The organism is Anaerobutyricum hallii (assembly GCF_900209925.1).
In the GTDB taxonomy this organism is placed as follows: domain Bacteria; phylum Bacillota; class Clostridia; order Lachnospirales; family Lachnospiraceae; genus Anaerobutyricum; species Anaerobutyricum soehngenii.
Window position 1 is genome coordinate 3,343,435 of the sequence record NZ_LT907978.1, and the last position, 12,101, is coordinate 3,355,535.

15 protein-coding genes are annotated in these 12,101 nt (G+C 42.3%); 1 reads left to right on the top strand and 14 read right to left on the bottom strand.

The features are described from left to right. Positions 1-331: 331 nt before the first annotated feature. The 14 genes from EHLA_RS15100 to EHLA_RS15165 form a co-directional block, all read right to left on the bottom strand. The gene (locus EHLA_RS15100; RefSeq protein ID WP_096241390.1) at positions 332-1,240 is read right to left on the bottom strand and encodes a hypothetical protein; all 909 of its coding nucleotides are present in this window, start codon (positions 1,238-1,240) and stop codon (positions 332-334) included. A gap of 131 nt (positions 1,241-1,371) precedes the next feature. After that, a complete protein-coding gene (locus tag EHLA_RS15105; protein ID WP_096241715.1) occupies positions 1,372-1,866 on the bottom strand; it encodes a GNAT family N-acetyltransferase in 495 nt (164 codons plus the stop codon). A 369-nt stretch (positions 1,867-2,235) separates the two neighbouring features. Further along, complete coding sequence (gene atpC, locus EHLA_RS15110; protein ID WP_096241391.1) at positions 2,236-2,640, bottom strand: ATP synthase F1 subunit epsilon; 405 nt, start codon at positions 2,638-2,640, stop codon at positions 2,236-2,238. Between the two features lie 8 nt (positions 2,641-2,648). Beyond that, entirely contained in the window at positions 2,649-4,043 is a 1,395-nt protein-coding gene (gene atpD / locus EHLA_RS15115) for a F0F1 ATP synthase subunit beta (RefSeq protein WP_021908331.1), read from the bottom strand. A gap of 95 nt (positions 4,044-4,138) precedes the next feature. Beyond that, positions 4,139-4,996, bottom strand: a complete 858-nt coding sequence (gene atpG / locus EHLA_RS15120) for an ATP synthase F1 subunit gamma (protein WP_096241392.1) — start codon at positions 4,994-4,996, stop codon at positions 4,139-4,141. 15 nt (positions 4,997-5,011) lie between these two features. Continuing rightward, the gene (gene atpA / locus EHLA_RS15125) at positions 5,012-6,517 is read right to left on the bottom strand and encodes a F0F1 ATP synthase subunit alpha (protein ID WP_096241393.1); all 1,506 of its coding nucleotides are present in this window, start codon (positions 6,515-6,517) and stop codon (positions 5,012-5,014) included. Beyond that, positions 6,510-7,082 carry an ATP synthase F1 subunit delta gene (atpH, locus tag EHLA_RS15130; RefSeq protein ID WP_021908334.1) on the bottom strand — a complete coding sequence of 191 codons (573 nt, stop codon included), beginning with the start codon at positions 7,080-7,082 and terminating at the stop codon, positions 6,510-6,512. The genes atpA and atpH overlap by 8 nt, the downstream gene beginning before the upstream one ends. Beyond that, positions 7,067-7,609 (bottom strand): F0F1 ATP synthase subunit B, encoded by a 543-nt coding sequence (gene atpF / locus EHLA_RS15135; protein ID WP_021908335.1) that lies wholly within the window; start codon positions 7,607-7,609, stop codon positions 7,067-7,069. The genes atpH and atpF overlap by 16 nt, the downstream gene beginning before the upstream one ends. A gap of 35 nt (positions 7,610-7,644) precedes the next feature. Further along, positions 7,645-7,911 carry an ATP synthase F0 subunit C gene (gene atpE / locus EHLA_RS15140; protein ID WP_021908336.1) on the bottom strand — a complete coding sequence of 89 codons (267 nt, stop codon included), beginning with the start codon at positions 7,909-7,911 and terminating at the stop codon, positions 7,645-7,647. A gap of 59 nt (positions 7,912-7,970) precedes the next feature. Beyond that, a complete protein-coding gene (gene atpB, locus EHLA_RS15145; protein WP_096241394.1) occupies positions 7,971-8,663 on the bottom strand; it encodes a F0F1 ATP synthase subunit A in 693 nt (230 codons plus the stop codon). A gap of 4 nt (positions 8,664-8,667) precedes the next feature. Continuing rightward, entirely contained in the window at positions 8,668-9,084 is a 417-nt protein-coding gene (locus EHLA_RS15150; protein WP_123864876.1) for an ATP synthase subunit I, read from the bottom strand. A gap of 70 nt (positions 9,085-9,154) precedes the next feature. Next, entirely contained in the window at positions 9,155-9,373 is a 219-nt protein-coding gene (locus tag EHLA_RS15155; RefSeq protein WP_173854307.1) for an AtpZ/AtpI family protein, read from the bottom strand. Next, positions 9,370-9,852, bottom strand: a complete 483-nt coding sequence (locus tag EHLA_RS15160; protein ID WP_096241396.1) for a hypothetical protein — start codon at positions 9,850-9,852, stop codon at positions 9,370-9,372. Before EHLA_RS15160 ends, EHLA_RS15155 begins: the two co-directional genes overlap by 4 nt. An 11-nt stretch (positions 9,853-9,863) precedes the next feature. Further along, positions 9,864-10,925: an L-threonylcarbamoyladenylate synthase gene (locus EHLA_RS15165; RefSeq protein ID WP_021908341.1), complete on the bottom strand. Its 1,062-nt coding sequence runs from the start codon at positions 10,923-10,925 to the stop codon at positions 9,864-9,866. A gap of 250 nt (positions 10,926-11,175) precedes the next feature. On the opposite strand from EHLA_RS15165, the gene EHLA_RS15170 reads away from it, so the two are divergent. Beyond that, positions 11,176-11,901, top strand: coding sequence for an N-acetylmuramoyl-L-alanine amidase (locus EHLA_RS15170; RefSeq protein WP_096241397.1), 726 nt, complete (start codon positions 11,176-11,178; stop codon positions 11,899-11,901). The last annotated feature ends 200 nt before the right edge of the window (positions 11,902-12,101 follow it).

The following is a 12,101-nucleotide window of genomic DNA, read 5'->3' on the forward strand; positions in this document are numbered from 1 at the left end:
CTACTGTGTTTATATTACTGTATCTTCATGTCTTTATTGATAGAGATACGTAGAGAAAGAAAATAATCTTCTGAAATAATCTTCTATATGCCATATCTTCCGAGCAAGCAGTAGTATTCTAATTTCTCCCCCTTATCTCTTTCCAAAGACTATTTTGCATTCATTCCTTCTGGAGCCAAAACGCAGAAAAAAGAAATAATATCATATCCCAGATGCGGCTTCGGAGCGTATTTAAGATGCGGATGAGCATCTTAAATACAGCGACTACAGAGCAGATGGGATATGATATTATTTCTTTTTTCGTCTGTTTTCCTCTCAATGAATCAAATAGTTATCCCTGCATCTTCTCCATAAGGCGTGCTGTGTCTTCTGTAAGCTTCTTCAGGGAATTAACCATTGCTGTCTTCTGAGCTGCCAGCTCATCACACTGTTTCTTCTCTTCTTCTACTTTACGCAGGCTATCTTCATGAATCTTCTTCGCCTCTTCAATCGCATTATCTTTATTCTCCTGGGCATCTTTTAAGAGTCTTTCTGCAGTCTTACGTGCTTCTCCGATAATATCTGCTGCATCCTGTCTTGCCTGCTCTCTCTCTCTTTCTGCCTGTTCTCTTGCTTCATCAAGAATAGCATTCTGTCTGCCTTCTAAATCAGAAAGCTGCTTGCAAAGTAAGTCTGCATTCTTCATGTATCTTTCGTATGCCTGATCTGTTGTTTCCGGTACTTTTGCCTCTTCAGCAGCGGTCTGGGCTTCTTCTGCTCTTGCAAGCGCTGCTGCTGTCTTTGCCTTCTCTGCCTTGATTTCTGCTTCTAATGCTTCAATCTTCTTCTGAGCTGCTGCTAACTGTGCCTTTGCCGCTTCAATCTCATCCTGCGCTTCATCTGCACTTGTTACTGTCTCTGGTGTATCTGCTGTTTCATAAGCTGCTTCTGGTGCAGATTCTTCTGTAGCTTCTGCTCCTGTTTCCTGCTCTTCTTTGTCTTCTTCTGCGTCAACGATGTCTTCCTTTGTATCTTTTTCTAACTCTTCCATCGTCTTACCGGTTGCCGCTGCTGCTATTCCGAGAGCTGTCTTGCTCTCTTTCTTTAATTCTTCGATTTCTTTTTCTTTTGCTAAGATGATCGCTTCTGCCTCATCACAGATCTTATCCAGCTGAATATCGACTTCATCTTTATCGTAACCAAACATTGATGTTTTAAATGTCAGTTCTTCTACATAGGTTAATAATTCCTGCATATTCATGGCGGTTCCCCTCTTTCTCTGGTTCGTATCGTGCAGTATGTATATACGATTAAATCCAGTCTTCTCTAAAATCTTTTCTTACTATTTATTATAAACATTCTATACTATTTGTCCAGTGAAAATGGTACCTTTTAGAATGTCAGACGCATCTGATACCATGTCACTCCACCATGAACGGATTCCGAAATTCCTTCTTTCTGAAAACCAAACTTCTCATAATAGTGAATAAGGGATTCTTTACAGGTTAAGACGATGCCCGTTCTATCCTGCGCCCTTGCATCATTGATCACATAACGAATGAGCTTTTCTGCATAACCATTTCTCCGGTAAGCAGGAAGCGTACTTACCCCAAAAATCATCTGCCATGCTCCACCTTCATCGTGAAGCTCTGCATTTTCATACATTTCATCTGTCAGGTCCTTTTTATCTGTTACCATCCCGTCCACAAATGCGATTAATTTCTCTCCCTCGTAACCCTTTTCGCACAATAGCCAGAAATGTGTGCCATATGCCTTAATCCTTCTTGCAAATTCCTCTTTTGTCGCTGCCTCAGCAGGAGGAAAACAGTCTGCCTCTACTGATGTAATCGCATCTAAATCATCTATCATCGCCATTCGAATCTGCATATGTTCCATTGTAAAAGTCTCTCCTTATTAATTATCGTTATTTATTTACCATACCACAACATGTTTGGTATATAATACACATTTGGTACTCATTTTATTTGTTTATAGCATATTATAAATTACTTTTACAAAATTTCAATGTTCATTTTTTGCGAAAACAGATATTTCATTGCTATAATAATGTGATGATGTCAGGATGAAAAGGTCAAAACTCCGTTCGTACCTGTACGATAAGGTGTTTGACTTTGGAATCCCAAAATACCTTTTAACCCTAACATTATGTGATGAACAAGGAGAAAAAACAAAAAACCCGGGAAACATATAATACATTATATTATATATTTCCCAGGTTTTCGTCTGTCTTATCTATTACTTTCCTGCGACTTCTAATCGAATCAGTGCTCGTTTGAGTGCCAGTTCTGCTCGTCCGATATCAACGCCTCCCTGCTCGGAGGAAATTCTTCTTTGTGCACGTATTTTGGCTTCTTCGGCACGTTTGATATCAATATCCTGTGGCCACTCTACTGCTTCTGCGAGAATAGTCATCTTTTCCGGAGTGATCTCTACAAAACCAGAAAGAAGTGCTGCCTGCTTCTCTTCATTCCTTTCGGTGATGATAAGTCTGCCAGGTGCAATAATCTGAGTCATCGGGATGTGGTCTGCATATACGCCTACCTGTCCTTCTACGGTATTATATTCTACCATGTAGATGTCATTGGAATAAAAAATCCTGTCCGGCGCAATAATCTCGAGTCGGAATGTTTTGTCTGCCATAGAATCACCTACTTATTATATCTGGCTAATACGTCATCGATATTTCCGGCATTCAAGAACATTCCTTCCGGAATCTCATCGTATTTACCTTCAAGAATCTCTTTGAATCCCTGGATTGTTTCTCCAAGCGGAACGTAACGTCCTGTTGTTCCTGTGAACTGTTCTGCAACGAAGAATGGCTGAGAAAGGAATCTCTGTACCTTTCTTGCTCTTGCTACAAGAATCTTTTCTTCTTCAGAAAGTTCATCCATACCAAGGATGGCAATGATATCCTGTAATTCTTTATAACGCTGTAATATTTCCTGTACACCACGTGCTACCTGATAATGCTCATCTCCTACAATTCGAGGATCAAGGATTCTGGAAGTGGATTCCAGTGGATCTACTGCCGGATAAATACCCTGTTCTACAATGGCACGTGAAAGTACGGTTGTTGCGTCAAGATGGGCAAAGGTTGTCGCCGGAGCCGGGTCAGTTAAGTCATCGGCCGGTACATATACTGCCTGTACGGATGTGATCGACCCGTTCTTTGTAGAAGTGATACGCTCCTGCAGTGCTCCCATCTCTGTCTGTAAGGTTGGCTGATAACCTACCGCACTTGGTACACGTCCAAGTAAGGCGGATACCTCGGAACCTGCCTGTGTGAATCGGAAAATATTATCGATGAATAAAAGAACATCTTTTCCACCTTCATCACGGAAGTTCTCTGCGATTGTCAGTCCGGTAAGACCAACTCGCATACGAGCTCCCGGCGGCTCGTTCATCTGACCAAATACCATCGCTGTTTTATCAATAACACCGGACTCACTCATTTCTGTGTAGAGGTCGTTACCTTCACGTGTACGCTCGCCTACACCAGTAAATACGGAATATCCACCATGCTCTGTTGCTACATTACGGATCAATTCCTGAATAAGTACGGTCTTACCTACACCGGCACCTCCGAAAAGACCGATCTTTCCACCCTTTTGGTAAGGGCAGAGAAGGTCTACTACTTTGATACCTGTCTCTAAGATTTCTGTTTCTGTTGCCTGTTCCGCAAAAGCTGGTGCCTTACGGTGAATTGGATTTCTCTTCACTCCTTCCGGCATTGGCTTTTTGTCAATTGGCTCTCCAAGAACGTTAAAAATACGTCCTAAAGTAACCTCCCCCACAGGTACACTAATCGGTCCTCCTGTGGCAATGGCCTCCATTCCTCTTATAAGTCCGTCTGTCGGACCCATTGCGATACATCTGATAATATCGTCACCGAGATGCTGTGCTGTCTCTGCAACCAGCGTGGAGCCATCTTTTCTACGGATTTCAACGGCATCGTTAATTTCTGGAAGAACACCCTTGTCAAATCGGATATCGAGTACCGCACCGATGACCTGCGTGATTTTACCTGTATTCTGTGCTGCCATTTATTTACTCCTTTAATATTCGTGTAAACAGGATTATAGATATGAATGTCTGGACACAAATGCCCTCTTCATTCCTTTTTCCTGATTACCTATTGTTAATTCAGAGCTTCCGCACCTGAAATAATCTCGGTCAGTTCCTGTGTGATCGCACCCTGTCTTGCACGATTATATGCAAGAGACAGCGTGGAGATCATATCCTCTGCATTGCTGGTAGCAGCATCCATTGCCTGCATTCTGGCTCCGTTTTCACTTGCTACCGCCTCAATAAATGCTCCATATACAATACTGTTTATATACTTTGGAATCAGTAAATCTAAAGATTCTTCTGCTTCCGGCTCATAATTCATCGGTGCCTCACTCTTTTTATCTGCACTCTCTTCTCCCTTCACTTCTACAGGAAGGAGCTTGATAAACTCCGGAGTGTGTACAACCGTATTCTTAAAGCTGGTATATGCCAGATAAATCTCACCTACTTCTCCTGCCTCATAGGCATCAAGCACTTTACGTCCAATCTCTACTGCATCAGAAAAGAGGGGTGCATTGATAATCTCTGAATCATCAGAAGCGATATAATATCCTTTTCGCTCAAATGCTTCAATACCCTTCTTACCAATTCCGTAAACCTCAACGCTTTCCTTTGGAAGCCCGCTTTCTGCAACGAGCTTTACAATATTATTGTTATAGCCGCCGGCGAGTCCACGATTTGAGGTTACAACAATCACTGCCTTCTTCTTAGAACCATTCGATGTCAGATATGGATGTTCTATATTTCCTGATCTGGAGAGAATCGACTGTACCGTATCGTACATTTTCTGAAAATACGGCTTTGCACTCTCTGCTCTGGTCTTAGCTTTCTGGAGCTTTACAGTGGATACCAGCTTCATTGCTTTGGTAATCTGCTGCGTACTTTGAATACTTTCTTTCCGCCTCTTAATATCTCGCATTGATGCCATATTCAATCACCATCCTTAAAATTGATTCTTAAATTCTGTAATGGCCTTCTGAATTAATGCATCTGTCTCGCTGTTGATCTCGCCTGTTTCGCGGATTGCTTTATAGATTTCCGGATACTTTGTCTCCACAAATTCATAGAGTCCCTTTTCGAACTCTGCAATACGTTCTACTGGCACATCAAGAAGATACTTTCTTGTTACCGCATAAATGATAACAATCTGCTTCTCTACAGCAAGTGGCTGATACTGTGGCTGCTTTAATACTTCTTTAATACGCTCACCCTGTGCAAGACGCTCTCTTGTATCATCATCAAGTTCGGAACCAAACTGGGCGAATGCTGCAAGTTCACGATACTGTGCAAGTTCTGTACGAATTGGACCTGCAATCTTCTTCATCGCTTTAATCTGTGCGGCTCCACCTACTCGTGATACGGAAAGACCCGCATTGATCGCTGGTCGGAAACCTGCGTGGAACATCTCTGTCTCCAGATAGATCTGTCCGTCTGTAATAGAGATAACGTTTGTCGGAATATAAGCAGAAACGTCACCTGCCTGTGTCTCGATAATCGGGAGCGCAGTAAGGGAACCTCCGCCAAGTTCTTCAGAGAGTCTTGATGCTCTCTCTAATAATCTTGAATGAAGATAGAATACATCTCCAGGATATGCTTCACGTCCCGGCGGTCTTCTCAGGAGCAGGGACAGGGTACGGTATGCCGTAGCGTGCTTACTTAAATCATCATAAATGATAAGTACATCTTCTCCGCGTTCCATCCACTCTTCACCGATCGCACATCCTGCATATGGTGCGATATACTGCAGCGGTGCTAACTCACTGGCTGTAGCAGCAACAACAGTGGTGTATTCCATTGCATCATGTTCTTTTAATGTCTTTACGATACTTGCTACTGTAGAAGCCTTCTGACCGATGGCTACATAAATACAGTGCATATTCTGCCCCTTCTGGTTGATGATCGTATCAACCGCAATGGCAGTCTTACCTGTCTGACGGTCACCGATAATAAGCTCTCGCTGTCCACGTCCGATCGGCACCATAGAGTCAATCGCCTTGATTCCGGTCTGTACCGGAGTATCTACTGCCTGACGGTCGATTACACCGTAAGCAACTCTTTCTACAGGACGATACTTTTCTGTATCAATCGGTCCCTTTTCATCAATCGGCTGTCCTAATGCGTTAACAACACGTCCGGTAAGTGCATCACCAACAGGAACTTCTACTACTCTTCCGGTAGTTTTTACTACGTCTCCTTCGTTGACTGCGCGGGAATCTCCTAAAAGTACAACACCTACGTTGTCTTCCTCCAGGTTCATGACCATACCGTACACTTCACCCGGGAATTCCAGAAGTTCTCCCTGCATTGCATTCTCCAGACCATGAATACGTGCAATACCATCTGCCACCTGGATGACGGTACCGACATCTGTGGTTTCCAGCTTCGCCGTATAATTCTTAATCTGCTCCTTGATTACGGAACTGATTTCTTCCGGTCTTAAATTAACCAAGCCCAACTACACCTTCTTTCTCCACACTCAACTTTGATAATCCCTTGCTGAGCTTCTCAATCTGCGTTTTAAGACTGCTGTCTAACACTCTGTCTTCTATTCGGATAATCAGCCCGCCAAGTACAGACGGGTCTACCTGATAATCAACTTCAAAGGAAGTGTATTTTGTCGTCTCTAAAAGACGCTTTGTAAGTTTCTCCTTCTGACGGGCAGAAAGTTCTGTTGCGGAAACGACCTTTACCTTACCAATTCCCTTATATTCCTTCGCTTTATCTACGAAATATTCAAAAATCTTTGGAATGTCTTTCTGTCTGTCCTTTTCCACAATAATATTTAAGAATCCCAGTATCTCATCCGATGCCCGCCCGGAAAATATATTCTTCAGCAAGTCTAACTTCTCTATCTTGCTTACTTCCGGATGATTTAAAAGAGAGAGTAAGTCCGCATTCTCAAGAAGAATCTGCTGCAATGTCTGCACTTCGGATAAAAGGGCATCCATCTTGTTCTCCTCAGCTGCCAGCTCAAACAAAGCATTGCCGTAAATACTGCTTACTCGTTTAGCCATGTCTTATCCCCCATCTCTTTTAAGGTCTGCTCAAACAGAGCATTCTGTGTCTCCTCATCAACAGATGCCGCAATAATCTTCTCAGACATAAGCGCAGCAACCGTAATGATCTCCTGCTTCACTTCATCTTTGACACGTTTCTTTTCAAGCTCTGCTTCTTTCTTTGCATTATCCATGATACGGGCCGCCTCCGCTCGCGCATCTGCAATAATCTCATTCTCCCGCTGCATGGCCTTCTTTCTGGCATCACTTAAAATCTGTTCTGCCTCTTTATCGATTCGTTTTAACTTTGTATCGTACTCATCTTTAAAACGAACTGCCTGTTCCCGACTCTCCTTAGCCTCTTTTTGTTCCTTCATTACCCGCTCTTTACGGTCATTCAAAATCTTTCTTACCGGATCAAGAAGCAGATAACTTGCAAGTAAGAACAAAATAAAGATAGCGAGCATCTGAAATGCTACCTGAAATAAAAGCTGTGGGTCCAGACCAAATATTCTGTTATCATACTTTAGGGCCTCTAATAACACTTCATGGCCTCCTTTCGAATTCTCGAGGACTCATCTTACAGCTTTCCGATCAATGGGTTAGCGTACAGAAGAATCAGCGCGATAACCAATCCGTAAAGACCTGTTGTCTCTGCTACGGCCTGTCCTAAAAGCATGGTAGACATGATATCACCTTTTGCTCCCGGATTACGTCCTACTGCTGAAGCACCATAACCAGCTGCAATACCCTGACCAACACCAGGTCCGATACCTGCGATAACCGCAAGACCTGCACCAATCGCGGAACAAGCTAAAACTAAACCTTCGTTTGTAATTCCTGTCATAATAAACTCCTCCTTAAATACACTTCACTCTTTTGTCAGCAAACCATTTCTTCTAATTCTTACTCATAACGGTTCGCTACGAATACCATTGTCAACATTCCAAATACATACGTCTGGATTGCTCCAGAAAAGAAATCAAAATATGCATGTAGAAATGCCGGTATTCCAATCTTTGCAAACCACGGCATCAATGCGTACCACAGACCCAGCATAATGGTTCCTGCTGTTACATTACCGAACAAACGCAGTGACATGGAGACCGGCGTGGCAAACTCACTGATGATATTAATTGGGAGAAAGATTGGAAACGGATCTAATAAATCTTTTATGATTCCAAATCCCTTTGTCTTTATCCACGCATATTCAATCATCACAAATGTGATCAGCGCCAGACCGAATGTGGTTCCAAAATCTGCTGTTGGCGGCCGCAGTCCGAAAAGTCCTGAAATATTGGATAAAAAGATAAACGCCATCAGCGCCTCCACGTAATTCAGGTACTTCTTCGCATGAATACCCATGTTGTTCTCAACCATGGCATCCATCTTCTCTACGATCATCTCTACTACATTCTGTACAACATTCGGTTCGTCATAATCTTTCATGATCTCATGTCTGGCGAACACTATCAATGCCAGTAATATCAGACAGACGATCACTGTTGTAACCATAGTAGTATTAATAGAGAGGGTAGTCCCAAACAGCTTAAATTCATAATAACTATGGATAAAAAAATCCACATCGCTGCTTCCCATACCTTTACCTTCCTTTCTTATATAATTTTTTTGTTATATATACATTAGTATATGCATGGAAATGTGCAGATATCTTCAACCCAAGAATTCCAATGATAATTCCCGGAAAACTAAAATATCCTGAGCGCATTCCGATCCATGCAGACAATAATATAACCGCTGATCTGAAAAGTGAGCCAAGTGCCATACTTCTTCCCGCCTTCTGTTCTGTCATCACAAGACAACGGTTCAGGCTTTTGTACATGCTCACACTAAGTCCGACCGCTACAGCTGTTCCAAGCAAAAGTCCCATACTGTAGCTGCCTCTATTCTCCACGACAAGAAGTCCTATTACTTCAAAAACAATACTGTATACAATACATCCGAAAATCAAATCAAATAAAGTCTCATTGTCTTTATTTATCCATCTTCCCCAGTTCACCTTTATCTGATTCTCCTTTCCTTCTCCCACTGATGCAGGTGAAAAATCTTTGCCAGCTGCACACAAATCTTTACTTTATAAAACGCATGATCATCATATAGCAGGAACGGAATCCCGCTAATATTCCCAACAAAAGAAACAGCGGAAAAATCCAGCTTATCTGCAGTCTCTCAGATAAAAACTTTCCAATGACCATACAAAGGAATATACAGGTCAGCATACTGATTCCTAACTGAGTGATCAACGCAAGCATCCTTAAAAAAGTATAGTCCTTCTTTCTTCGTATCATACAAGAAGTTCTCCGATAATTCGATCTGCAACCGCTTCCATCAACGGCTCTAGTATGTCAAAACACTGCTGATATGTCTCTGGGTCTTCTTCTGTCACCTTCGGAATCTTCTCCTCTGCTTCTGTACTGTCTATATCTATAAATGTTCCTATTGACATATAGCTGGCTGTCTGTACATCAAAAGATTCTTTGATCTGTTCTGCCAGTCCTTTTGTAATAGTCAGCACCAGATCTGCTGATGCAAGATCTTCTTCCGTAAGCTGAGAAGACCGGAAATTCTCTATGCTATAACCTTTTTCTCTTAAGATCTTTGCCGCTCCCGGAGCAACCGGCTCTGAGAAAAGTACAACCAGTCCTCTTGACACTACCTCTATATTCTGGCAGTTTCTCTTCTGCAATATACCTCGTAAAATACATTCTGCCATAAAGCTTCGGCCTATATTAGTCTCTCCCACTATAATAATCTTGCGATAATCCAAACTAATCCCTCCTATAGTGTAATCAGATGATAGCCGGCTGCCTTTAGCATACGGTTCATAATAGCATTCCCCAAACCTTGCTCAAAAAAACTCTCTGAATACATATAATCACATTCCAGATCATCAAATTCCCTGAGAATGCGGTACAGATTCGCCGCAACAGATTCCGGCTTCTGTCTGCTTCCAATACTTCTTAAAATATCTGCATGATAAGCATCCAACGTTTCGTCAGTTCCTATCACACCTACTTTATATCCCTCTTCCTTCTTCTCTCTGACAAGTTCATTAATCTTAGCGATTACTTTATCCTTATCACCTTCTACCAGAGTAAGCTGGCCTTTAGGCGCATAATGACGATACTTCATTCCCGGTGCCTTAGCTACAACATCCTTCTTCATAGTACGTCCGGAAACTGCCGGATCAATCTTCACCTCTGGCAATACTTCTTCTAACATATCCTTCGTAATATATCCCGGTCTTAAAATGGTCGGAATGCCTGTACTCATATCAATAATCGTGGATTCAATCCCTATTCCGACAGCTCCTCCATCAAGAATAAGAGGAATTCTGCCTTGCATATCCTCATATACATGAGATGCAAGTGTCGGACTCGGTCTTCCTGATGTATTCGCACTTGGAGCTGCGATCATTCTTCCACTCTCCCGGATAAAATCCCTTGCGATCGGATGAGAAGGCATACGAATCGCGACTGTATGAAGTCCTCCGGTTGTCCCGTCCGGTACACAACTCTTTTTATTTAAAATAATTGTCAAAGGTCCCGGCCAGAACTTCTCCATGACCGCCTTCGCCTCATCTGGAACTTCTTCTGCAATCTCATACACTTGGCTGATATCGTGGATATGCACGATAAGAGGATTGTCCGAAGGTCTTCCCTTCGCCGCATAGATCTTAGCTGCCGCCTCTGCATTCAGGGCATCTGCTCCAAGACCATATACTGTTTCTGTTGGAAAAGCCACCAGACCACCTTCCCGGATAATCTCTCCGGCCTTTCTCAGTGCTGCCGCCTTCTGTTCTGACGACACACTCTCTATATTCAATAATTCTGTCTCCACAAATGTTCACCTCTGATATATTGATCAAACGCTGCCTAATCGACCGCGTTCCTGCACTTAGCACAGTATAAAAGCAATTATCTAAAAATATATTAACTGACTTCTGCATCATATCATGTTTTAGCTATAAAGTCAAAAAAAGCCCCCTTTACGTCTGTATTTTTCAGCACTTTTACACTCTCTACCGGTTATGTACTCTCTTTTTTTCTCATATATATAATGATATATATAATAATTAAGGATCTGCATTATGAAGATACACACGCATCCCGTTATTCTATCTATATTGCTGCTTTGTTTCGCTGCCGGCGCTTTCTTTGTCGGCCATATGGCGCTTTCTTATGCTACGTTCCAGGCAACAGAAAACTTCTGTGTTCTTCTTGATGCCGGACATGGCGGAGCTGACCCGGGGAAAGTAAGTGCTTCCGGTATTAAAGAAAAAGATATTAATCTTGCTATTACTCTAAAATGTAAATCTGTCCTGGAACAAAATGGTATTAAGGTTATCCTGACCCGGAGTGAAGACCGAAGCCTTGAAGATAGCAGTTCCCCCAATAAAAAATCCAGTGATCTGAAAAAGAGAAAAGCCCTTATCAAAGAAAGTAAAATAAACTGTGCAGTAAGTATACATCAAAACAGCTTCCCTGATTCTTCTTCCTGCGGAGCCCAGGTATTCTATCACCCAAATTACTCTGAAAGCAAACGCCTCGCCAGTCTGATACAAGCACAGATGCACAGCCTTACAGGAATAGAAAACCATCGGAAAATCAAAGCAAATACCGACTATTATCTTCTTCGGGATAATGATACTCCGACTGTGATTGCTGAAGTCTGCTTCCTCTCAAATCCATCTGAAGCTGCTATGATCACAGAAGAGACGATACAGGAAAAGGCAGCCTTTCAAATTGCTATGGGAATTATGCAGTTTCTGCACGTTCATCCGACGAATTCACCGTCGATATTATCCGAAACCTAACTATTCGAGAATGCATCGTCTTCTCTAAAGCCTTCTCTTTTGTCAAAAGTACCGTCTGAATAAAGTATCTTCTGATATGACTATTATGACTATGGATATATGCAAGAATACCTCACATTCTTGCTGCAAAATACGTTCCTATTCCAAAACTGATATCTCACTTACCTGTTACCAGCTGACTGATCATCCTGTATTCATCT